20 protein-coding genes and 1 pseudogene are annotated in these 20,825 nt (G+C 72.2%); 9 read left to right on the plus strand and 12 right to left on the minus strand.

The window, feature by feature from the left end; translation table 11 throughout:
* Positions 1 to 5: 5 nt before the first annotated feature.
* Together ACIO6U_RS04290 and ACIO6U_RS04295 are read left to right on the plus strand one after the other, a co-directional pair.
* A complete protein-coding gene (locus ACIO6U_RS04290) occupies positions 6 to 1,331 on the plus strand; it encodes an ammonium transporter (protein WP_391047480.1) in 1,326 nt (441 codons plus the stop codon).
* Positions 1,328 to 1,666: a P-II family nitrogen regulator gene (locus ACIO6U_RS04295; RefSeq protein ID WP_355344523.1), complete on the plus strand. Its 339-nt coding sequence runs from the start codon at positions 1,328 to 1,330 to the stop codon at positions 1,664 to 1,666. Before ACIO6U_RS04290 ends, ACIO6U_RS04295 begins: the two co-directional genes overlap by 4 nt.
* Before the next feature lie 68 nt (positions 1,667 to 1,734).
* Here ACIO6U_RS04295 and ACIO6U_RS04300 read toward each other — a convergent pair whose 3' ends face one another.
* Positions 1,735 to 2,085, minus strand: coding sequence for a cytidine deaminase (locus tag ACIO6U_RS04300; protein ID WP_355344520.1), 351 nt, complete (start codon positions 2,083 to 2,085; stop codon positions 1,735 to 1,737).
* Positions 2,086 to 2,224: 139 nt separating this feature from the next.
* Between ACIO6U_RS04300 and ACIO6U_RS04305 the strand changes: the two genes are divergently transcribed.
* Entirely contained in the window at positions 2,225 to 2,419 is a 195-nt protein-coding gene (locus ACIO6U_RS04305; protein ID WP_355344517.1) for a hypothetical protein, read from the plus strand.
* Between the two features lie 167 nt (positions 2,420 to 2,586).
* Here ACIO6U_RS04305 and ACIO6U_RS04310 read toward each other — a convergent pair whose 3' ends face one another.
* Positions 2,587 to 3,411: a helix-turn-helix transcriptional regulator gene (locus ACIO6U_RS04310; protein WP_401715844.1), complete on the minus strand. Its 825-nt coding sequence runs from the start codon at positions 3,409 to 3,411 to the stop codon at positions 2,587 to 2,589.
* A 163-nt stretch (positions 3,412 to 3,574) separates the two neighbouring features.
* Here ACIO6U_RS04310 and ACIO6U_RS04315 point away from each other — a divergent pair, with 163 nt between their 5' ends.
* Positions 3,575 to 5,056 carry an MFS transporter gene (locus ACIO6U_RS04315; RefSeq protein ID WP_401715452.1) on the plus strand — a complete coding sequence of 494 codons (1,482 nt, stop codon included), beginning with the start codon at positions 3,575 to 3,577 and terminating at the stop codon, positions 5,054 to 5,056.
* An 11-nt stretch (positions 5,057 to 5,067) separates the two neighbouring features.
* Here ACIO6U_RS04315 and ACIO6U_RS04320 read toward each other — a convergent pair whose 3' ends face one another.
* Positions 5,068 to 5,421 (minus strand): YybH family protein, encoded by a 354-nt coding sequence (locus ACIO6U_RS04320; RefSeq protein ID WP_401715454.1) that lies wholly within the window; start codon positions 5,419 to 5,421, stop codon positions 5,068 to 5,070.
* A gap of 107 nt (positions 5,422 to 5,528) precedes the next feature.
* Between ACIO6U_RS04320 and ACIO6U_RS04325 the strand changes: the two genes are divergently transcribed.
* Complete coding sequence (locus ACIO6U_RS04325) at positions 5,529 to 6,425, plus strand: LysR family transcriptional regulator (protein ID WP_401715456.1); 897 nt, start codon at positions 5,529 to 5,531, stop codon at positions 6,423 to 6,425.
* Between the two features lie 133 nt (positions 6,426 to 6,558).
* Here ACIO6U_RS04325 and ACIO6U_RS04330 read toward each other — a convergent pair whose 3' ends face one another.
* The 4 genes from ACIO6U_RS04330 to ACIO6U_RS04345 form a co-directional block, all read right to left on the minus strand.
* A complete protein-coding gene (locus ACIO6U_RS04330; RefSeq protein ID WP_391047492.1) occupies positions 6,559 to 7,851 on the minus strand; it encodes a CNNM domain-containing protein in 1,293 nt (430 codons plus the stop codon).
* A gap of 19 nt (positions 7,852 to 7,870) precedes the next feature.
* On the minus strand, positions 7,871 to 8,365 hold the full coding sequence (ybeY, locus tag ACIO6U_RS04335; protein ID WP_355344834.1) for an rRNA maturation RNase YbeY: 495 nt from the start codon (positions 8,363 to 8,365) through the stop codon (positions 7,871 to 7,873).
* A gap of 13 nt (positions 8,366 to 8,378) precedes the next feature.
* On the minus strand, positions 8,379 to 10,502 hold the full coding sequence (locus tag ACIO6U_RS04340) for a PhoH family protein (RefSeq protein ID WP_401715459.1): 2,124 nt from the start codon (positions 10,500 to 10,502) through the stop codon (positions 8,379 to 8,381).
* Between the two features lie 207 nt (positions 10,503 to 10,709).
* Positions 10,710 to 11,840 (minus strand): PfkB family carbohydrate kinase, encoded by a 1,131-nt coding sequence (locus ACIO6U_RS04345; RefSeq protein WP_391047496.1) that lies wholly within the window; start codon positions 11,838 to 11,840, stop codon positions 10,710 to 10,712.
* Positions 11,841 to 11,993: 153 nt separating this feature from the next.
* Between ACIO6U_RS04345 and ACIO6U_RS04350 the strand changes: the two genes are divergently transcribed.
* Entirely contained in the window at positions 11,994 to 13,307 is a 1,314-nt protein-coding gene (locus ACIO6U_RS04350; protein ID WP_401715460.1) for a 6-phospho-beta-glucosidase, read from the plus strand.
* A 204-nt stretch (positions 13,308 to 13,511) separates the two neighbouring features.
* On the plus strand, positions 13,512 to 14,312 hold the full coding sequence (locus tag ACIO6U_RS04355; protein WP_401304435.1) for an HAD family acid phosphatase: 801 nt from the start codon (positions 13,512 to 13,514) through the stop codon (positions 14,310 to 14,312).
* A gap of 14 nt (positions 14,313 to 14,326) precedes the next feature.
* Here ACIO6U_RS04355 and ACIO6U_RS04360 read toward each other — a convergent pair whose 3' ends face one another.
* Genes ACIO6U_RS04360 through ACIO6U_RS04370 form a run of 3 tightly spaced genes read right to left on the minus strand, consistent with a single transcriptional unit; the run spans position 14,327 to position 16,642 of the window.
* Positions 14,327 to 15,340, minus strand: coding sequence for an adenosine deaminase (locus ACIO6U_RS04360; RefSeq protein ID WP_355344496.1), 1,014 nt, complete (start codon positions 15,338 to 15,340; stop codon positions 14,327 to 14,329).
* Positions 15,341 to 15,369: 29 nt separating this feature from the next.
* Positions 15,370 to 16,275 (minus strand): ribonuclease Z, encoded by a 906-nt coding sequence (locus ACIO6U_RS04365; RefSeq protein WP_401715463.1) that lies wholly within the window; start codon positions 16,273 to 16,275, stop codon positions 15,370 to 15,372.
* Positions 16,276 to 16,285: 10 nt separating this feature from the next.
* Positions 16,286 to 16,642, minus strand: a complete 357-nt coding sequence (locus ACIO6U_RS04370; RefSeq protein ID WP_355344491.1) for a histidine triad nucleotide-binding protein — start codon at positions 16,640 to 16,642, stop codon at positions 16,286 to 16,288.
* A gap of 625 nt (positions 16,643 to 17,267) precedes the next feature.
* On the opposite strand from ACIO6U_RS04370, the gene ACIO6U_RS04375 reads away from it, so the two are divergent.
* Positions 17,268 to 18,293 carry a hypothetical protein gene (locus tag ACIO6U_RS04375; RefSeq protein WP_401715466.1) on the plus strand — a complete coding sequence of 342 codons (1,026 nt, stop codon included), beginning with the start codon at positions 17,268 to 17,270 and terminating at the stop codon, positions 18,291 to 18,293.
* Positions 18,294 to 18,490: 197 nt separating this feature from the next.
* Complete coding sequence (locus ACIO6U_RS04380) at positions 18,491 to 19,045, plus strand: hypothetical protein (RefSeq protein WP_401715468.1); 555 nt, start codon at positions 18,491 to 18,493, stop codon at positions 19,043 to 19,045.
* 6 nt (positions 19,046 to 19,051) lie between these two features.
* On the opposite strand, the pseudogene ACIO6U_RS04385 reads toward ACIO6U_RS04380, so the two are convergent.
* A pseudogene (locus ACIO6U_RS04385) lies at positions 19,052 to 19,819 on the minus strand (transposase); the annotation flags it as partial.
* Positions 19,820 to 20,011: 192 nt separating this feature from the next.
* Entirely contained in the window at positions 20,012 to 20,539 is a 528-nt protein-coding gene (locus ACIO6U_RS04390; protein WP_401715470.1) for an NUDIX domain-containing protein, read from the minus strand.
* Between the last annotated feature and the right edge of the window lie 286 nt (positions 20,540 to 20,825).

Genomic DNA, 20,825 nt, shown 5'->3' on the forward strand with positions numbered 1-20,825 from the left:
CCCCCGTGCTGCTCCTGTCCGCCGGTCAACCCGCGGTCGACGCGGGCGACACCGCCTGGCTGCTGGCCGCCACCGCGCTGGTCCTGCTGATGACCCCCGGCCTCGCGCTCTTCTACGGCGGCATGGTCCGCAGCAAGAGCGTCCTCAACATGTTCATGATGAGTTTCGTGTCGATCGCGCTGGTCACCGTGGTCTGGCTGACCGCCGGTTACACCCTCGCCTTCGGCCCCGACGCGGGCGGCCTCGGCCTGATCGGCGGCCTGGACCACCTCGGGATGCACGGCATCACCCCGACGACCGTCACCGGCCATGTGCCGACCCTGCTCTTCGCCGCCTTCCAGCTCACCTTCGCGATCGTCACCGCCGCGCTGATCAGCGGCGCCGTCGCGGACCGCGCGCGGTTCGGCGCGTGGGTGGTGTTCGTCCTGGTGTGGACGCTGGCCGTATACGTACCCGTCGCGCACTGGGTGTTCGGCACCGGCGGGTGGATCGTCGGCGAACTGGGCGCGCTGGACTTCGCGGGCGGCACCGTCGTGGAGGTGTGCTCGGGCTCCTCCGGGCTCGCGCTGGCGATCGTGCTCGGGCCCCGGCTCGGCTTCCGCAAGGACTCGATGCGCCCGCACAATCTGCCGCTGGTGCTGCTCGGCGCGGGCCTGCTCTGGTTCGGCTGGTTCGGCTTCAACGCCGGGTCCGCGCTCGGCGCCAACGGCCTGGCCGCCGCCGCCTTCGTCAACACCCAGGCGGCGGGCTGCGCCGGGCTGCTCGGCTGGCTGCTGGTCGAGAAGCGCAGGGACGGGCACGCCACCACCCTGGGCGCCGCGTCCGGCGCGGTCGCCGGTCTCGTCGCCATCACCCCGTCCTGCGGCAGCGTCGACATGGTGGGCGCGCTGGTCGTCGGGCTCTGCGCCGGGGTGCTCTGCTCGTACGCCGTGAGCTGGAAGTTCCGCTGGGGCGTGGACGACTCGCTCGACGTGGTCGGCGTCCACCTCGTCGGCGGCGTGGTCGGCACCCTGCTCATCGGCCTGCTCGCCACCGCCACCATGACCGGCGGCCCCGAGGGCCTGCTGTACGGCGGCGGCCTCGGCCAGCTCGGCAGACAGGCCGTCGCGGTCGCGGCGGTCGGGGCGTACGCCTTCGCCGTGACGTACGGCATCGGGCGGGCGATCGACCGGCTGATGGGCTTCCGGGCGAGCGAGGAGGAAGAACGGACCGGCCTCGACCTGACCGTGCACGCCGAGACCGCCTACGATCACGGCGTACTGACGCACGGCACGTCGCTCCCCGCGCACAAGGCCGCTGCTCACGTCCCGGACAGGAGCACCCTCGGATGAAGCTGGTCACCGCGGTCATCAAGCCGTTCAAACTGGACGACGTGAAGACCGCACTCCAGGAGATGGGCGTGCACGGCCTCACCGTCACCGAGGCCAGCGGCTACGGGCGCCAGCGCGGCCACACCGAGGTCTACCGCGGCGCGGAGTACCGGGTCGACCTCGTCCCCAAGGCCCGGGTGGAGGTGCTGGTCGAGGACGCCGACGTCGAGGCCGTCATCGAGACGCTCGTGGCCGCGGCCCGCACCGGCAAGATCGGTGACGGCAAGGTGTGGGCGGTGCCGGTCGAGACGGCCGTACGGGTCAGGACCGGGGAGCGCGGACCCGACGCGCTCTAGGGTGCGTCCCGCCGCGCCGGACAGCCCCTAGGGCCTGTCCGGCGGATCACGAACGGCCCCTTCGACCCCTAGCCCGCGGTGACCGTGCTCCGGACCGTGCCGTCCGGGGCCGCGAGGATCACCGGCGTGGCCGGGCCGCCCAGGTCCCCGACGACGGCGCGGTCCCGGTCCGCGGCGGCGGTCTCCGCCGTGACCACGACGGCCGCCTCCAGCGAGGTCGCCCCGCTCGCCACCGCCATCGCCACCGCCGTCTGGAGCGCGCTGAGATTCAGCGACGCCAGCGCCACGGGGCCCGCCACATAGGTCCGGCCCATCTCGTCCCGTACCGCCGCGCCTTCCGGCGCGCCGTTACGGGCACGGACCGACCGGGCCAACGTGATGAGTTTCCGGTCTTCCGGGTCCACGGTCGCATCGCTCATGCGCCGACCTTATCCGCCGCCCCGCACGCGCCTTCGCGGAGGTGGCCCCCGGTGTCGTCACCCTGGGTGGCCGAAGATGCGCGGACAGCGAACCGCGCTTAGCGTGGGTCGTGCAGTCCTCCTCGTCTGAGGTGATTCGATGCTTCTGCACCTGCCCTTCGTCATCGTCCTCGCCGTCGCGGCCTTCTTCCTGAAGCGGAAGGGCTCGATGAAGGCGACCCACGCTCTCGTCTGCGGTGCCTTCGGGTTCTATCTGGCGGACACGAGCCTGGCCACGTCGATCCAGGCGGCCAGCGCCAACCTGGTCTCGATGATCGGCACCTTCGGCACCTGAGGTCCCGAGAGCCTGAGTGCCTGAGGTCCCGAGAGCCCGAGAGCCCGAGGTCCCGAGAGCCCGGGTGCCCGAGAGCCTGAGTGCCTGAGGTCCCGAGTGCCCGAGACCCCGGCGATCCGGACCCGTCCGGGGGACCCGCGGGCCCGGAAATCCTCAGGCCCCCGCGGTCAGCTCGCCCGCTCGTCCACCGAGCGGAACGACCCGCGCCGCTGCTCCGGTGACGCCAGCCACTGGAGCTTGGCGGCCGTTTCGGTGTCCGGCAGCGGATTGTGCATCACGATGGTGAGGTCGGGGCGGGCCGGGATGCGCAGTTGGGTGCTCTCGAAGTGGAGGTCGCCCACGAGCGGGTGGCTCAGCTCCTTGACGAGCTGGCCGCTGGGCTGGACGTCGCCGAGCGCCCACAGCTCGGCGAATTCCGTGCTGACCGCCGCCAGTTCGGAGACGATCCGGTGGAAGCCCTCGTCGTCCGGGTACTCCGAGGCGGCGGCACGGTACTGGGCGACGATGGTCGCCGCCAGCGTCGCGTGCCGGTCGGCGCGGCCCCGGTAGACGGGGTCAGTGAAGAAGCTGACCAGGCAGTTCGTGTCGCGCGCGGTGAAGGCGAAGGTCTGCCGGGCCGGCTCGTTGAACGCCAGGATGTTCCAGTAGGCGTCCATGATGTGCGCGGGGAACGGCGACCAGGACTCGATCAGCCGGTAGAGCCCCTCGCAGAAGTCGGCGTCGGGCACCGCTTCCGGCAGCGGCGGATTGAGCCCGGCGAGCACGTACAGATGGCGCCGCTCCGGACCGGTCAGGCGCAGCACGCGCGCGACCGCGTCGAGGACCTGCGGGGAGACGGTGATGTCGCGTCCCTGTTCGAGCCACTGGTACCAGGACGCGCCGACCCCGGCCAGCACGGCGACCTCCTCGCGGCGCAGCCCCGGTGTGCGGCGCCGGGCGCCGCCGTCCGGGAGTCCGGCCTGCGCGGGCGAGATCCGGGCCCTGCGGGCCATCAGGAAGTCCCGCAGTTCCCGGCGGCGGTGCGGCTTCGACGACAACGGCGCGGACACGGTCTGTTCCACTCGCTCCCCCTCGGCCTGCGGCCTGGCTGGTGGTCCGGCCACCAGCATAAAGGGCGGCTCCCCACCGGCCCGTGGATCGCCGGAAGGTGGTCGCATGGCAACCGACACCACCGCGTCCCCTTCGAGCACGTCCGCCTCGGGCCCCGGCACGGGCCCCGCCTCGGGCCCCGCCTCGGGCACGACGGGCGCCCTGCGCGCCCCGGCTCCCCAACACCTCGGCATCCGCGCCAAACTGGTGCTCCTCGTGCTCTGCGCCGCCCAGTTCATGATCTCCCTGGACTTCTCCATCCTGAACGTGTCGCTGCCCGTCCTCGGCTCCGACCTCGGTATGAGCAGGGCCAATCTCCAGTGGGCGGTGACCGCCTTCGCGCTGCCGTCCGGCGGATTCCTGCTGCTCTTCGGCCGGATCGCCGACCTGTACGGGCGGCGCCGGCTGTTCCTGACCGGTCTCGCGGTCTTCGCCGCCGCCTCACTGCTGGCCACCCTCGCCTGGAACCCGGCGGCCTTCCTGGCCGCGCGGGCCGTGCAGGGCCTGGGCGCGGCGGCCGTGGTGCCGACCGGCATGTCGCTGCTGACCACGACCTTCCCCGAAGGGCCGCTGCGGGAGCGGGCGTTGGGGATCAGCGGCACGCTGCTGTCGCTGGGCTTCACCATCGGCATGGTGATGGGCGGCACGCTCACCGACGCCTTCGGCTGGCGGTCCACGATGGCGCTGCTGGCCGCCGCGGGCGTCCTCGTCCTGGCCGCCGCGCCCGCGCTGCTCACCGAGTCGCGGCACCCGCGCCGCCCGCGGATCGACGTACCCGGCGCGGTCACCGTGACCGGCGGGCTGCTCGCGGTGATCTACGCGCTGTCCACGGCCGCGCAGCGCGGCTTCGGCGGCGCCGACGTGATCGCCGCCCTGGTGCTGGGCGTCGCGCTGCTGGCCGCCTTCGTGGCGGTGGAGTCGCGGGCCGCCGAGCCGCTGGTGTCGCTGCCGATGCTGCGCCGACGCACGGTGGCCTGGGGCAATCTGGCCGGGCTCGCCACCTTCTCGATGATGAGCACGGTGGTCTTCCTGCTCACCCTCTACCTCCAGGAGATCCGCGGCCTGTCGGCGTTCCGCACCGGCCTGGTCTTCGGTGTCCAGGGCGTGGCCGCGGCCGTCACGGGGATGACCGCGGCGCGGGTGATCGGCCGGATCGGCACCCGCGGCACGCTGCTGGCCGGTCTGGTCGTGCAGGGCGCGCTGACCGCCGGGCTGGTCCTGCTCGGCCCCGGCTCCTCCGGCACGTGGCTGGCGATGGCCGGGGTCACGCTGGCGTGCGTCGGCCACCTGTGGGTGATCGTCTCGTACGGGATCACCGCGACGTCCGGGCTGCCGGACCACGAACAGGGCCTGGCCACCGGACTGGTGACGAGCAGTCAGCAGATCGGTCTGACGGTCGGCATCCCGCTGCTCTCCGCGCTGGCGTCCAGCCGGGCGCACCTGCTGTCCGGTATCCACCTGGCGCTGGCGGTGGACGCGGCCGTACTGCTCGCGGTGGCGGTCATGGTCGCGGTGGGGCTCGGCCGCGGCCGTACCGCCGGGGTCTGAGCGGCCAGGGCTCAGCTCTCCGGGCGGTCCAGGACGCGCAGCCAGCGGCCGTCCGGCTGGCGGCGGGCGACCTGGACCCGGCCGCCCGTGCCGTCCTTCGGGCGGGTGGAGGTCAGCGCGAGGTCACCGCTGATCAGGGTGGGCAGCGGCTCCTCGACCTCGAAGACCGGCTCGGCGGCGAGCAGCCCCGCGTACAGCTCGCGCAGCGCCGCCGTGCCCCGCGACGGGCGGTCGATCGGGAAGGCGACCACCGCGTCCGGTTCGAAGAGCTCCAGAATCCCTTCCAGGTCACCGGAGTTGACCCGCTCCACGAACAGCCGGGCGATGTCCTCCGGGTGGGTGGCGCAAGCGCGGTTCTCGGTCATGGTGTGGCGCTCCCTCGTGTGCTCCTCGGTTCCCCCGCTGTCCATTCTCGACGGCCCCCGTCCATAAGTCCAAGATCTGGATCTTCTGCGAGCTAGCATGTCCGGTTATGGAACTGCGGCAGCTCGAATACTTCGTGACGGTGGCCGACGAGGCGGGATTCACCCGGGCGGCGACCGCCTTGCACGTGGCGCAACCGGGGATCAGCGCGCAGGTCAGACAGCTCGAACGGGAGCTGGGGCAGCCGCTGTTCGACCGCTCGGGCCGTACCGTGCGGCTCACCGAGGCCGGGCGCGCGGTGCTGCCGTACGCGCGGGCCGCGCTCGACGCCGTCGCCGGGGCGCGGCTGGCGGCGCAGGAGCTGACCGGGCTGGTACGCGGCCGGGTCGCGATCGGCACCGTCACCTCGCTGGGCGCCGACACGGACGTGCCGGGGATGCTCGCCGGTTTCCACGACGCGTATCCGGGCGTGGAGATCACGCTCGGCGAGGACACCTCGGACCGGCTGCTGGCCGGGCTGCGCGACGGGCGCTACGACCTGGCCTTCGCCGGGATCGCCGGGGAACCGCCCGAGGGCATCGGGACGCAGACGGTCATCGACGACGCGCTGGTGGCGGCCGTCGCGCCCGGCGACCCGCTGGCCGGGCGCCGGACCATGCCCGTCAAGGCGCTCGACGGGCGGCCCCTGATCGTCCTGCCCACCGGCACCGGGCTGCGGGCCGCCGTCGACACCGCGTGCGCGGCGGCGGGCTTCACGCCCCGGATCGCCTTCGAGGCGGGTAACCCGGAAGTCCTCGCCGCCCTCGCGGAGCGCGGCCTCGGCGTCGCGCTCCTGCCGGCCGGTCTCGCCGCCTCACGCCCCGGCCTGCGCGTCCTGCCGCTGACCCGGCCCGCGGTCCGCTCCCGGCTGGCGCTGGCCTGGCGGGAGCACGCGGGCGCGTCCCCCGCCGCCAAGGCGTTCCTCGCCCACGCCCGCCGCTTCCTCGCCGAGCGCACCCGCCCCTGACCGGCCGACCGTCCTCAGGAGCCCGGGGGTCTCAGGAGGCCGGGGGTCTCAGGAGGCCGGGGATCTCAGGAGGCCGGGGATCTCAGGAGGCCGGGGATCTCAGGAGGCCGGGGATCTCAGGAGGCCGGGGATCTCAGGAGGCCGGGACCTCCGCGACCGGGTCGACCCGGACGGTGTGGATACGGTTGCGGCGGCCCGCGGGCGCCTCGGCCGTCAGCCGCAGCGCGGCCGTACCGCGGTCGCCCGACCCGTCCTCCGGCAGCGGCACCACCGTGGTGGCACCGGGGATCGGGACCCGGCCGAGGGACTTGGCGAGCAGCCCGCCCACCGTCTCGACATCGTCGTCGTCGAGTTCCACCCCGTACAGGTCACCGAGGTCGCCGATGTCCAGGCGGGCCGTGACGCGGTACGAGCCCTCGCCCAACTCCTCGACCGGGGGCGTCTCGCGGTCGTACTCGTCGGTGATCTCGCCGACGATCTCCTCCAGGATGTCCTCGATGGTGACGATCCCGGCGGTCCCGCCGTACTCGTCGATCACCACGGCCACGTGGTTGCGCTCCTGCTGCATCTCGCGCAGCAGGTCCCCGGCGTTCTTGGTGTCGGGCACGAAGGACGCGGGCCTGATCAGCGTCGAGACCGGCTCGGACTCCGACTCCCGGTTGATGTGCACCCGGCGCGCCAGGTCCTTGAGGTAGACGAAGCCGACGACGTCGTCCTCGCTCTCCCCGGTCACCGGGATACGGGAGAAGCCGCTGCGCAGCGCCAGCGTCATGGCCTGACGGATCGTCTTGAACCGTTCGATCATGACCAGTTCGGGCCGCGGCACCATCACCTCGCGGACGATGGTGTCACCCAGTTCGAAGACCGAGTGCACCATCCGGCGCTCCTCGTCCTCGATCAGCGACTCGGACTCCGCGAGGTCCACCATCGCGCGCAGCTCGGCCTCGCTCGCGAACGGGCCGCGCTTGAAGCCCTTGCCGGGCGTCACCGCGTTGCCCAGCAGGATCAGCAGCCCCGGCACCGGGCCCATGACGCGGGCCAGCGGCAGCAGGACGTACGAGGCGGCGGTCGCGGTGTTCATCGGGTGCTGGCGGCCGATGGTGCGCGGTGAGACGCCGACGGCCACGTACGACACGAGCACCATGACGCCGATCGCGACGGCGAGGACTTCCCAGGTGCTGTCGAAGTGCCGGTCGCACACGACGGTGATCAGGACGGCCGCGGCCGTCTCGCAGCCGACCCGCAGCAGCAGGGCGACATTGAGGTAACGGGTCGGGTCGGAGGCCACGGCCAGCAGATTGGCGGCGCCCTTGCGGCCGGAACGCAGCGCGTCCTCGGCGCGGAAGCGGGACACGCGGGCGATGGCGGTCTCGGCGCAGGCGGCGAGCCAGGCGACGACGACCAGGACAACAGCGGAGACGATCATGCGGAAGTCACCGTCGGCGTCAGTGGGTGGTGGGCGCGGGCGACGGGCCCTCGGCCCCTTGCTCGTCGCGCCAGCCGTCCAGAATGGCCTTCTGCAGACCGAACATCTCGGCCTTCTCGTCGGCTTCCTCGTGGTCGTAGCCCAGCAGATGGAGGACGCCGTGGACGGTGAGCAGTTGCAGCTCCTCGTCCATGGAGTGCTTCGTCGGCGCCTCCTCCGCCTGCTTCTTGGCGACCTCGGGGCAGAGCACGATGTCGCCGAGCAGCCCCTGCGACGGCTCCTCGTCCTCTTTCCCCGGACGCAGCTCGTCCATCGGGAAGGACATGACATCCGTCGGCCCCGGCAGGTCCATCCACTGCATGTGGAGCTGCTCCATGGCGTCGGCGTCCACCACGATCACCGACAGTTCGGAGAGCGGGTGGATTCGCATGCGCTGAAGGGCGTAGCGGGCGGCGTCCAGGACCGCCCGCTCGTCGATCTCCCAGCCGGACTCGTTGTTGACGTCGATCGCCATGATGGTGAAGTGGTTACTTTCCGTTGGCACCGGTCGCGCCGGCGATGCTGTCGTCGTAGCGCTCGTAGGCGTCCACGATGCGTCCGACCAGCTTATGGCGCACCACGTCCGTGCTCGTCAGCCGGGAGAAGTGGATGTCCTCGATATCGGTGAGGATGTCCTGGATCTGCCGCAGCCCGCTCTTCGTCCCGTTCGGCAGGTCGACCTGCGTCACGTCACCGGTGATGACGATCTTCGAGTCGAAGCCGAGCCGGGTGAGGAACATCTTCATCTGCTCGGCGCTGGTGTTCTGCGCCTCGTCGAGGATGATGAACGCGTCATTGAGCGTGTTGTGCGTCAGCAGATAGTCCTCGGTGACGTAGAGCGAGTCGGCCGCCGCCACCTGGATGCACACCGCTTCCTCACGGCCCGCGGGCTCGATGCTGTCGATGAACCGCATGGGGCGGCCACCCCCGCCGGCCGCGTCATACGTGTCGCGCTTGCGGGCCAGCCGAAAGGGCTCGATGCCCTCGGGGAGCCGGATGTCGATGATGTGGGCGTCCCGGCGGTGCTGGACGTCCCGTCCCCCGGCCCTTCCGGGCTTCCGACCCTCGGCCGCACGTCGACGGGTGTACGCGACTCCGCCGAGCGACTGGACCAGCGCGATGACATCGTCCCTGAGCAGGATCGATGTCGTCGTGTACTGGATACGGCAGGTGCGATCCGACTGAGTGACCGGCCCTCCGTCGGAGTCCAGCAGACCCTGGAGCAGGGCCAGCCGGATCTCGGCGGAGTTGTTGAGATAACTGTCCGGCACGAACTTCGAGCCCGACGTGTTGCCGAGGAGGTCAAGGGTGCGCAGCGCCGCGGTCACCGGGTTCACGGTGGTGATGACATCGCCGGGTGTCCTGACACGGTTGAGCGTGTAGTCAGGCCCGCCCTTGTGCCGGACGGTCACGCCGGGCAACGCCGCTTCCAGAGCGGTGACGAGTTCCGGGTCGGCGGTGGCGAACGACGGTGTGGTGGAGCCGGTGAGGCACCCGTCTCCGAGCAGGAGACCGAGGGCGTACGGGTCCATCGGGACGTCGCGCTCCGGGAAGCACACCGGCGCCGTGAGCAACGGAAGCTCATACCGGCGGGCGTGGGCCGCGCGGAGGCTGCCGATCATCTCCTTGGTCTCCAGGACTCGCCACGGCTTGTCGCGACGCTTGTCCGAAGCCGTCCTGACCGTCCACAAGTGGTCCCCGCAGGCCAGTGTCGAAGCCCCGTCCTGGGCCGTGACACGGTAGATGTCCTTCTCGCCCTGCGGGTAGACGCCGAGAACCGGGGTCGGTTCGCCGTCGGATCCGACGACGAGGTCACCGACCTGGAGGTCGCCGATCGGACGCCAACCGTCCGGTGTCAGCACCTTCGTGAAGACCGGCTGCGCCCTGCCGCGCATGTATGCCAGCGGGGCGACCTCGATCGTGCCCGCTGCCATCAGGCGGGGGATGGAGTCGGCGTCGAGCATGTCGTGCAGGGCGTCGTAGAGCGGGCGCAGGTACGGGTCGATCTTCTCGTAGAGGGTGCCGGGCAGGAAGCCGAGGCGTTCGCCGGCCTCGACCGCGGGGCGGGTGAGGATGATCCGGCTGACCTGCTTGGACTGGAGGGCCTGGACGGCCTTGGCCATGGCCAGGTAGGTCTTGCCGGTGCCCGCGGGGCCGATGCCGAAGACGATGGTGTGGGTGTCGATCGCGTCCACGTACCGCTTCTGGTTGAGCGTCTTGGGGCGGATCGTGCGGCCGCGGCTGGACAGGATGTTCTGCGTGAGGACCTGGGCGGGCGTCTCCGCGTCCGGGTCGACCGCCGTGCCGTTGGCCCTGAGCATGGCGATGGAGCGTTCCACCCCGTCCTCGGTCATCGGCTGGCCGGTGCGCAGCACCAGCATCATCTCGTCGAAGAGCCGCTGGACCAGGGCCACCTCGGGGGCTTCGCCGACGGCGCTGATCTCGTTGCCTCGGACGTGGATGTCGACGGCCGGGAACGCCTGCTCGATCACGCGGAGGAGAGCGTCTCCCGATCCCAGGACGGTCACCATGGGGTGCTTGGCCGGTACGACGAAGTGGGCGCGCGCCTGCTGCGGCGGCTGCGGCTGCTGCTTGGTCGGTGTCTGAGTCATGGGCCGGCGCTAGGGCCTGCTCATCCCGCTTTCTGCTGATCGGCAGGCCCGGAGGGGCCTGGGGGTTCCAAGCGTACGACGCCGCGCCGCGCCCGCCGAGGGGATTTGGCGGTGTGCCCGCGGCGGAAGGGGCACGGGGAGCCGCGTGGGCAGGGGCGCGGGCGAGGGTCCGGGCGGGGGCGCGGGGAGCGGCTCGCGGGCCGGGGCTCAGGCGGGGCGGAAGCCGACGGTGGGGACCGCGCGGCGCAGCGGCCAGGGCCGGGGGTCGGTGGGCAGCAGGGCGTCGAGGAAGGCGTAGCGGCCGAGCGGGGAGGCGGGGTCGCAGGGGCCCGGGTCCGCGGCGGCCCGCGCCCGCGCCTTCGTCTGCTGCCACCAGGCGGCGATCTCGGCCCAGCCGGGCGCGGACAGCGAGCCGCCGAACTCCTGCACGGACAGCGCCGCGCACAGCGACGCGAAGGCCAGCCGGTCGGCCAGCGGCCAGGCGGCGAGCGTGCCGGTCACGAATCCGGCGACGAAGACGTCGCCCGCGCCCGTGGGGTCCAGGGCCTCCACGATCAGGGCGGGCACCTCGGCCGTCTCGCCGCTGCCGGAGTCCACGGCGAAGGCGCCCTCGGAGCCGAGGGTCACCACCGCGAGCGGCACCCGTTCGGCCAGGGCCCTGGCGGCCTCGCGCGGGCAGGCCGTCCGGGTGTACCGCATGGCCTCCTCGGCGTTCGGCAGAAACGCGGCGCAGTGCCGTAGCCCATCCAGGTCTGCCGGGTCCCAGCGGCCGGTCTCGTCCCAGCCGACGTCCGCGAAGACCTTCGTCCCCGAGGCGGCCGCGGCCCCGATCCACTCCTGGTCCCGCTCCTGGTCGCCCGCCCTGCCGTGGTGCCCGAGCGATGCCACCGCCGCCCGCGCGGGCGGCGGGCAGGCGGGCACCGACTCCTGCGCGGGCGGCGCCTCGTGCCCGTGGCTGACCATCGTCCGCTCGCCCTCGTACGCCATCGACACCGTCACCGGCGAGTGCCAGCCGGGGATGCGCCGCGACGGCGCCAGGTCGATGCCCTCGCCCGACGACAGGCTGTCCCAGCAGTAGTCGCCGTACACGTCGTCCCCGAACGCCGCCGCCAGCGTCGTCCGCAGCCCGAGCCTCGCCAGCGCCGTCGCCATGTTCGCGATCCCGCCGGGGCTCGAACCCATCCCCCGCGCCCACGACTCGGTGCCGCGTACGGGCGCGCTGTCCAGTCCCGTGAAGATGATGTCCAGGAACACGGTGCCGGTCAGGTAGACGTCGGTCGCCGGGTCGCCCGCCGCGCGGAGCGTGCCGAGGGGGTCGAGAACGGGCATGTCGTCCATCCCGTCACTGTGCCACGGCGTCCGCGCCCGGGGCTGCACGTACCGCCACCTGATGTCGGTTGACGCACCGCGGGGCCGGTGGGCGCGGCGAGCCCCCGCCGGGGGAAGATCCGGGGGACGACATCAGCCAGGCAGGACGGAAGGTCACCGCGCATGCGCCTGACGATTCTGGGAGGCGGCGGCTTCCGCGTCCCCCTCGTGTACCGAGCCCTGCTCGACGACCCCACGGTCAGTGACGTCGTGCTGTACGACACGGACCCGCGGCGGCTGCGGGTGATCACGGCGGTGCTGGCGACGATGCCGGGCGGCCCGCCGGTGCGGGCGACGACGGACCTGGACGACGCCCTGCGCGGAGCGCGGTTCGTCTTCTCGGCGATCCGCGTCGGCGGCACCGCGGGCCGCGTCTCGGACGAGCGGGCGCCGCTGGCCGAGGGCGTGCTGGGCCAGGAGACGGTCGGCGCGGGCGGGGTGCTGTACGGGCTGCGGACGCTGCCGGTCGCGACGGCGGTGGCGGAACGGGTCAAGGCGGTGGCGCCGGACGCGTGGGTCATCAACTTCACGAATCCGGCCGGGATGGTGACCGAGGCGATGAGCCGGGTGCTGGGCCCGCGGGTGATCGGGATCTGCGACTCGCCGGTGGGGCTGGTGCGGCGGGCGGCGCGGGCGGCGGGCGCGGACCCGGACGGAGCGGGCTTCCGCTACGACTACGTGGGCCTCAACCACCTCGGCTGGCTGCGGAAGTTGACGGTCGACGGTACGGACCTGCTGCCGGGCCTGCTGGCCGACCCGGCGGCGCTCGGCACCTTCGAGGAGGGCCGGCTCTTCGGCCCCGAGTGGCTGGGCGCGCTGGGCTCGCTGCCCAACGAGTATCTGCACTACTACTACTTCCGGCGCGAGTCGCTGGCCGCGGTGCGCGCCGCGGACGCCACGCGCGGTGAGTTCCTGGACCGGCAGCAGGGCGCGTTCTTCGTCGCGGCCGATGAACAGCCGGGCCAGGCGCAGGAGTTGTGGGAGCGGACCCGGCTGGAGCGCGAGGAGACGTACATGGCGGACAGCCGTGCCGCGTCCGGCGGTTGGGAGCGCGACCCGCACGATCTGGACGGCGGCGGTTACGACCGGGTGGCGCTCGCCCTGATGCGGGCCATCGCGCGGGACGAGCGGACGACGCTGATCCTCAATGTGCCGGGCGGCGGGGCGGTGCCGTTCCTCGACCCGGAGGCCGTGGTCGAAGTGCCTTGCGAGGTCGGGGCGTTCGGGGCGAGGCCGCTGCCGGTGGCGGCGCCGGACGAGCACCAGGCGGGGCTGATGCTGGAGCTGAAGGCCGTGGAGCGGGCGGCGATCGAGGCGGCGGCCACCGGTTCGCGCCGGGCCGCGCTGCGGGCGCTCGCGCTGCACCCGCTGGTGGACTCCCCGGCGGTCGCGGCGCGAATCCTGGCGGCGGCGCTCCCCGACGACGGCCGACGCTGACGGGCGGGCGCCCGGCCGGCCCCATCCGGGCCGCCCGGCCGATCCGGCCCGCCCGGCGCAACGGCCTCTGAACTGCGGGTTAACTCAAGGGAAACGAGTTGACGGAACCCGCGCTCGGTGCCACGCGCGTAGACCTCCCTTGACCAGCCAGGATCGACGGGTCTAGGTTCACCGGCACCAACCGAGCGTTGAAGGAGCACCGTCATGCCCCGAGCCCGACTCTCCGCCCGCACCCGCACCTTGGCCGTCGCCGTGGTCGCGGCGTCGCTGGGCGCCACGGTCTACGGAGTCGGCGTCGCCGGCGCCCACGATTCCGTGCCGCGCAGCGACAAGCAGATCCCCAACCTCACCGACGTGGTCAGTGAGATCAAGGCGTACTACGGCGACACCGTGGACGCCTCGGGCGAGCACTTCGCGTCGCCGAGCAGCAACTACGCCAAGCAGGTCGCGGGCATCGAGGCCAAGGCCAAGCAGTATCTGGCCCACGAGGTCGGCCACGGAGGCCACGGCGGCCACGCGGCCAAGCCCGCCATCGTGCTGGACGTCGACGACACCAGCCTGAACACGTACAACTACGAGCTGGAGGTGGGCTTCGCCTACACGCCCGCCAGCAACTCGGCGTACATCGCGAACAAGAACATGGACGCCGTCTTCGGCATGGAGAAGCTGACCAACTGGGCGGCGGACCAGGGCATCACGGTCTTCTGGGTCACCGGCCGCCCGGAGGCCCAGCGCGCCGACACCGTACGGAATCTGGCCGCCGTCGGCTACAAGCCGGCCGCCGACGCCGCGCACCTCTACCTGAAGAACGCGGCCAGCCCGCCGTCGTACCTGCCGTGCGGCTCGACGTGCACGACCATCGAGTACAAGTCCGGTACCCGCAAGCACATCGAGTCGCTCGGCTACAACATCGTCGGCAACTTCGGCGACCAGTACAGCGACCTGACCGGCGGCTACGCGGACAAGTCCTTCAAGCTGCCGAACCCGATGTACTTCCTGCCGTAGGACGCGAAGAGGCGTCAGCCGAACGCGTACGCCTCCACCTCGGCCAGGCACGCCGCCCTGCGCGGCTCGTCGTGGTCGAGGAAGGCGGCGAGGAACGAATTGCGGGCCAGGGTGCGCTCGTCCTCCTCGGTGAGAGCGAGGGCGGCGCGCACCGCCGCGAAGTTGTCGTCCGCGTAGCCGCCGAAGTAGGCGGGGTCGTCGGAGTTGACGGTGACGCGCAGGCCCTCCGCGAGCATGCGCGGCAGCGGGTGGGCGGCCAGTGAACCGACGCAGCGCAGCCGGACGTTGGACAGCGGGCAGACCGTCAGCGGCACCTGTTCGCGGACCAGCCTGGCCACCAGCGCCGGGTCCTCAAGGCAGCGGATGCCGTGGTCGATCCGCTCCACGCCCAGCACGTCGAGGGCCTCGCCGATGTACGCGGGCGGCCCCTCCTCCCCCGCGTGCGCGACCCGCCGCAGCCCGGCCGCCGCAGCCCGCTCGTACACCTCGCGGAACTTCGCGGGCGGGTGCCCGACCTCCGCCGAGTCCAGGCCGACGCCGGTGATGAGGCCGGGGCCGGCGCCCGAGCCGAAGTACGGGCGCGCCGCCTCGAAGGTGTCCAGCGCCGACCGCTCGGACTCGTCCCGCAGGAAGCACATGATCAGGCCGCCGCTGATCCCGTGCCGCCGCCCCTCGCGCTCCAGCGCCCCGGCCAGGCCCTCCACGACCGTCCCGATCGGCACCCCGCGCGCGATGTGCGCCTGCGGGTCGAAGAACACCTCCGCGTGCCGTACGCCCTGCTCCGCCGCCCGCGCCAGATACGCGCCCATCAGCTCGGCGAAGTCCTCCTCGGTGCGCAGGACGGCCATCAGCGCGTAGTACAGGTCGAGGAAGGACTGGAGGTCGGTGAAGGAGTACGCCTGCCGCAGCGCCTGGGCCGTCGGGTACGGCAGCGCGACCCGGTTGCGCGCGGCGAGCTCGAAGGCCAGCTCGGGCTCCAGGGTGCCCTCGATGTGCAGGTGCAGTTCGGCCTTGGGGATGGGGGGCATGGCGGGGTTCGCTTTCAGGGGGTTCGGGCTCAGCGGCGGCGCGGGACCGGGACGCGGATCAGGTCGTGGGCGACGGTCAGCTCGCCCTGGTAACCGGCCGTCCTCGCCTGCCGCTCGAAGACGGCCGGATCGCCGTAGCGCTGCGAGAAGTGGGTGAGGACGAGGTGCCGTACGCCCGCGTCCCGTGCGACGGCGGCGGCCTGACCGGCCGTCAGATGGCCGTAGTCGGCGGCCAGTCCCGCGTCCTCGTCCAGGAAGGTCGACTCGATGACCAGCAGGTCGCAGCCCTCGGCGAGGGCGTGGACCCCGTCGCACAGCCGGGTGTCCATGACGAAGGCGAAGCGCTGGCCGCGCCGCACCTCGCTGACCTGGTCGAGCGTGACGCCGTTGAGACCGCCGTCGCGTTGCAGCCAGGCGATGTCGGGACCCGCGACACCGTGCTCGGCCAGCCGCTCGGGGAGCATCCGGCGGCCGTCGGGTTCGACGAGCCGGTAGCCGTACGACTCGACCGGGTGGGAGAGTCGGCGCGCCTCCAGCGTGAAGGCGGGGGTCGTCGCGAGCACCCCGTCGGCCGCGACCGGCGCCTCGCGCAGGTCGGCGGCCTCGTGGTAGGCGGTGGCGTACCGCAGCCGCTCGAAGAAGCGCTGCCCACTGGCCGGGTAGTGCGCGGTGACCGGGTGCGGGACGCGGTCGAGGCTGATCCGCTGGAGCACACCCGCCAGGCCCAGCGAGTGGTCGCCGTGGAAGTGCGTGACGCAGATCCGGGTGAGGTCGTGCGCCGCGACGCCCGCGTGCAGCATCTGCCGCTGGGTGCCCTCGCCGGGATCGAAGAGGATCGCCTCGCCGTCCCAGCGCAGGACGTACCCGTTGTGATTGCGGTGCCGGGTCGGCACCTGGCTGGCGGTGCCGAGGACGACCAGTTCGCGTACCGACAAAGGCCGGACCTCAGACCAGCCGCTGGAGGTCGCGCCCGCCGAGCACGTGGGCGTGCGCGTGGAAGACGGTCTGTCCGGCGCCGGGGCCGGTGTTGAAGACGATCCGGTAGCCCGTCGTGTCGACCTTCTCCTGCGCCGCGACCTCGCCCGCCTCGCGCAGCACGTCGGCGGCCACCAGGGGTTCGGCCGCCGCCAGGGCGGCGCCGTCCGGGTAGTGCACCCGGGGGATCACCAGGACGTGGGTCGGGGCCTGGGGGCTGATGTCGCGGAAGGCGACGGTGGTCTCGGTCTCACGCACGATCGTCGCGGGGATTTCGCCGGCCACGATCTTGCAGAACAGGCAGTTGGCCTGCGGCTCTCCCGCCATGGTGGCGGCCCCCTTTTCGTACGGATACGGGTCGTGTGCATGCTATCCGCCGCTTGCGGGTCGGCGCTGTGCGGCTTGTCTTTCCCGCCCGCCCGCCCACCCGTGCGGGTGCTTTCTTCGTCTGCGGGTGCCGCTTGTGCCCGGTCGGTCCCGGCCCGGGGCACCTCCTCGGGCGACGAACCTGCGGCCACCTGCGCCTGCTTCTGCCCCTGCCCGTTCGTCCCCCTGCGGGGGCACCCCGCACCGTCCCCTCCGGTACGTCGGCGTCCGCCTGTCCGCTGTGGCTGAGGGGGGGAGGGGGTGGGTGGCCTCGGGTACGTCGGCGTCCGTCCCTCCGGCGGGGGTGGGCCGAGGGGGGTGGGTGGGAGCCCGAACTCTGTGGATGCAGCTCCCGGCCGGGTTTGCGGTGCGCCAAGGTATCTCATAGCACCCGAATGGAAGTGGTACGTGGCGACGAATCACGCGCGCAAGACGGACAGCCACGCGGCGATCGTGGACCTGTTCGCGGGCCATCTTCCGGCGGCGGACCGGCGGTAGGGCTTCTCCCGGGTGGCGCCCGTGCCGGAGCTCTTCGCGGGGCGGGCCGCGAAGGCCATTGTCAGAGGAGATTGGCAAGATTGCGGCCATGAATGTCGCTCCCGTCACTCCGCCACGGCCGATCGACGTTGTCGCGGTCTTTCCCGAACTGGCCCCACTGGCCCGCACGGCGACCCGCCTGCACCCCCGTCCCGGTGCGCCGACGCGGCACGACAGCTCGATCGGCGGGCCGCTGCTGTGGCCCGCCGACGAGCCGTGGCCGTACTGCGAGGAACCACATGTGGTGGACGGCGTCAACCCGGTCCGGTCCCCAGCGGATCTGCGGCAGGAACGCCGGATCTTCGCCGGCGCGTACGGCCGGGACCTGAACGCCGAGGAACGGGAGGCCCTTGAACGGATCCGGCCCCCTCGGACGCGTCCAGTGTGGCTGGCGGTCCAGTCGTACGACGGCCCCATAGAGATGCTGCCCGTCGCGCAACTGTACGCACGCGACGTGCCCGATCTGCGGCCGCCGGAGGGCAAGGACCTTCTGCAGGTGCTGTGGTGCCCCTTCGATCATCCGATCATGCCCAGGACCCTGCTCGTCTGGCGTTCGGCAGCCGCTGTCACCGACGTCCTCGACACGCCCCCCGAGCCGCCCGCGGTGCAGTTCGACGGCTATCTGCCGGAGCCGTGCGTGCTCGAACCGGAGCAGATCACCGAGTATCCCGACCATCTGGAGCTGAGCGAAGAACTGCGGGAGCGGATCAGGCAGTGGAACGTGCCGCAGGCGGCGGAGGAGGACATGGACCCGGACACGTACTACGACTGCGCGCTGTCCAACGCACCCGGCTGGAAGGTCGGCGGCTGGCCCGCCTGGGACTCCACCGACCCCGACCCGGAACGCTGCTCCGAGTGCGGTACCCGTATGGAGGTCCTGATGACCGTCGCCACGTTCGAGGAAGGGGACGACGCCGGGAACAGCTGGTCTCCGCACCCCCACCCCGGTGCCGGACCGTACCCGGGCCACCGCGGCTACAACGCGACCGGGGTCCAGATAGGCAGCGGCTACCGGCAGCATCTGTTCGTCTGCACGGCGAATGCCGAGCATCCGCACATCGAGTTGATGACGTAGCCCGCCCGCAGTGTGCTGCCGGTGCGTCACCGTGGGGGCATACCAAGCGGGCCCCGTAATGGCAGGCTGCGGTCGTGAGAATCGCGAGAGACGACCAGCCAAGGCCGCTGTCGACATGCTGGCTCTACTGGATCGCCGTACCGACCGGGGACCAAGCGGGAGTCATTGCGTCCCTGGGCCTCACCCGGCCCGTACCCGTGACGTTCGCCGAGGCCGAGGCTGTCATCGACGAGGACGGCCACGGAGAGGCCGAGGACAATCCGGACGGACTGGCCCGGGTGTACGTGAGCCCCGAGATCGAGGGATGGACTCTGGTGATCGGCCCGTGGTGCGATCCGTGCAACACCGACAGAAGTGACGAGGTCCTGCGCCTGTGCGTCGACCTCAGCTCCCGCTACGGAGGGGCGCAGGCGTACTACTTCGGTATACAGAACGACGGCTCGGCCTGGCTGATCGCAGAGCACGGGGTGGTGGTGCGGCGCTACTGCGAGACCGGCCAGGTCGACGACGGACTCCTCACACTGGGGGAACCGCTTGTGCAGGAACGGGCGGAGCGGGAGCGGATGGGTCTGCCGCCCGTCTGGGAGGAGAGCGCGCGCAACGGTGATGCCGAGGAGGAGTGGAAGTGGCGTGCCTTCGACATGGCCGACGAGATCGCCTCGGCCCTGGGCGTCAATCCGCTCACGCTGACTGAGTCGATGCGCGTGCACGGCGTCGGTGTTCTTGCGGAGACACCTGCTCCAGTGCGCTGAGCGAGTTCAGCATTTCGCCGCGGTCCTTCTCCGTTTGGTGCCCTTCTCGTGGTGGGCAGGGCGGGCGTACGCCTCGCCGGTGGCCAGGACTCTGCCCACCTCGTAGCGGGCGGCGGGCCGCTGGTTCTTCGATCCCAGAGACAGGCCGGGCCCGGGGCGGGTGGGTTTCGGCGCCCGCGCTGGCGAGGGGGACTTCGTGCGGAGGTTCGGAACCAGCGTCGGACGCGGGCGGGGGTGAGCTTGTTCGGTTCCGCCGGCTTCTCCCAGGGGTGGCGGAGGTCGGCGACGAGCGGGCGGGCGAGGCGGAGCTGGGTGTGGGCGGCGATCATCAGCCAGGTCCAGCGGTCGGCCGCCGCCGAGTCGCAGGCGCGGACGCGTCCAGCCGAGCGTCTGCTTGAGCAGGCGGAACGTGTGCTCCAGGTCGAACCTCCGCAGGAACGACTGCCAGCAGCGGTCCACGTCGTTCGGGGCGGCGCCGGTGCGCGACCACCAGAGCCAGACCGGCCGGTTCACCCCGCCGCCGGGCAGCTCCTCGACGGCCAGCCGGATCACCGTGCCTTCGGGCAGCGGCAGCTCGCCGTCATGGTCCAGCCAGGCCGCACGGCGGGTCAGGCGCGGGTGGAGGCGGTCCCAGGCCCGGGCGATGGCCGTGCCGTAGCGGCGGGTGGAGGTGGTGGTGACCGCTTGCTCATCACCCCAGGTGGCGGGGTTACCGAAGACGAACTCGCCACCGTGCTTGGGCGGCCGACCGCCGGCCGGCTTCGCCGCCGCGAACGCGTTCCTTCCACGACGGTCGGTAGACGAACGTGGGCGCATCCTGAAGGTGCCCCACCGGCCCATGCCTGCGTTTCGTCACTCGGTAAGGCCCATTTCGTCGGTACCTCTGGGTGGGGTCCGGGCCCTGCGCGACTGGCCGTCCGCCCAGGGCAGGCGGGGGGTGCGGGCCGGGCGGGGAGGGGTGGAGGGTTATGAGGGAGGACGGGGATCGGGTGGGGGTGTCGGGGGCCAGCCGTGGAGGGAGATGGCCAGGCCGCCGTCGAGGTAGGAGCGGAGGGCGAGGTCGGTGGACGGGACCATGGGGGTGGGGAGGTCGGTGACGGGCGTCCAGCGGACCTGGCTGTGCTTGCCGGGCTCGCGGTTCTCCGGCTGGCCGTGCCAGGTGCGGGTGGCGAAGACCACGGTGAGGAACCCGGCCGGGGACTCCACGCCCCACGCGCCGTGCACGACGTGGGCGAGGGTCAGGTCGCCGGGGTCGACGGTGAGGCCGGTCTCCTCGTGCAGCTCCCGGACGGCCGTGGCGGTGACCGGCTCCCCCGGGTCGCTCTTGCCGACCGGGAGGTCCCACATGCCCTGGCCGAATTTGGACCGCTCACCGCGCTGGAGCAGCAGGACCCGGTCGGCAACGGTGTCGTGGACGATGACGGCCGCGACGAGCAACGTCATGGAGTCGACAGCGGGCGGCAGCGCCGGGGGTCGGTCGCCAGGCCGGGACATCGGGGTTCCCTTCGTACGGACCGACACGGACAGATGAGGCATGCGGGGACCTCGGGTCTCCCCTCCTGGGCCCCCCTTCCCCGGCCACCCCCACCGGCAGGCGGACGCCGACGTACCGGAAGGGGACGGGCCGGGGTGCCCCCGCAGAAATGCGGTGACAGGAAGGGTGCCGGATACACAGGTACCAGGTAGCCGCATTTCGAGGAGGTGCCCCGGACCGGCACCGACCAGGCACAAGCGGCACCCGCAGACGAAGAAAACACCCGCACGGGTGGGCGGGCGGGCA

The organism is Streptomyces sp. NPDC087422 (assembly GCF_044744145.1).
Classification (GTDB): domain Bacteria; phylum Actinomycetota; class Actinomycetes; order Streptomycetales; family Streptomycetaceae; genus Actinacidiphila.

What these genes read in the sequence shown, in the direction of transcription:
- ACIO6U_RS04300 (WP_355344520.1), bottom strand. Translation starts at nt 2,085, where the DNA reads ATGAGCGATGCGACCGTGGACCCGGAAGACCGGAAACTCATCACGTTG.
- ACIO6U_RS04375 (WP_401715466.1), top strand. Translation starts at nt 17,268, where the DNA reads ATGAATGTCGCTCCCGTCACTCCGCCACGGCCGATCGACGTTGTCGCG.
- ACIO6U_RS04345 (WP_391047496.1), bottom strand. Translation starts at nt 11,840, where the DNA reads ATGGACGACATGCCCGTTCTCGACCCCCTCGGCACGCTCCGCGCGGCG.
- ACIO6U_RS04295 (WP_355344523.1), top strand. Translation starts at nt 1,328, where the DNA reads ATGAAGCTGGTCACCGCGGTCATCAAGCCGTTCAAACTGGACGACGTG.
- ACIO6U_RS04305 (WP_355344517.1), top strand. Translation starts at nt 2,225, where the DNA reads ATGCTTCTGCACCTGCCCTTCGTCATCGTCCTCGCCGTCGCGGCCTTC.
- ybeY (WP_355344834.1), bottom strand. Translation starts at nt 8,365, where the DNA reads ATGGCGATCGACGTCAACAACGAGTCCGGCTGGGAGATCGACGAGCGG.
- ACIO6U_RS04330 (WP_391047492.1), bottom strand. Translation starts at nt 7,851, where the DNA reads ATGATCGTCTCCGCTGTTGTCCTGGTCGTCGTCGCCTGGCTCGCCGCC.
- ACIO6U_RS04360 (WP_355344496.1), bottom strand. Translation starts at nt 15,340, where the DNA reads ATGCCCCCCATCCCCAAGGCCGAACTGCACCTGCACATCGAGGGCACC.
- ACIO6U_RS04370 (WP_355344491.1), bottom strand. Translation starts at nt 16,642, where the DNA reads ATGGCGGGAGAGCCGCAGGCCAACTGCCTGTTCTGCAAGATCGTGGCC.
- ACIO6U_RS04340 (WP_401715459.1), bottom strand. Translation starts at nt 10,502, where the DNA reads ATGACTCAGACACCGACCAAGCAGCAGCCGCAGCCGCCGCAGCAGGCG.
- ACIO6U_RS04325 (WP_401715456.1), top strand. Translation starts at nt 5,529, where the DNA reads ATGGAACTGCGGCAGCTCGAATACTTCGTGACGGTGGCCGACGAGGCG.
- ACIO6U_RS04315 (WP_401715452.1), top strand. Translation starts at nt 3,575, where the DNA reads ATGGCAACCGACACCACCGCGTCCCCTTCGAGCACGTCCGCCTCGGGC.
- ACIO6U_RS04390 (WP_401715470.1), bottom strand. Translation starts at nt 20,539, where the DNA reads ATGTCCCGGCCTGGCGACCGACCCCCGGCGCTGCCGCCCGCTGTCGAC.
- ACIO6U_RS04310 (WP_401715844.1), bottom strand. Translation starts at nt 3,411, where the DNA reads ATGGCCCGCAGGGCCCGGATCTCGCCCGCGCAGGCCGGACTCCCGGAC.
- ACIO6U_RS04355 (WP_401304435.1), top strand. Translation starts at nt 13,512, where the DNA reads ATGCCCCGAGCCCGACTCTCCGCCCGCACCCGCACCTTGGCCGTCGCC.
- ACIO6U_RS04350 (WP_401715460.1), top strand. Translation starts at nt 11,994, where the DNA reads ATGCGCCTGACGATTCTGGGAGGCGGCGGCTTCCGCGTCCCCCTCGTG.
- ACIO6U_RS04320 (WP_401715454.1), bottom strand. Translation starts at nt 5,421, where the DNA reads ATGACCGAGAACCGCGCTTGCGCCACCCACCCGGAGGACATCGCCCGG.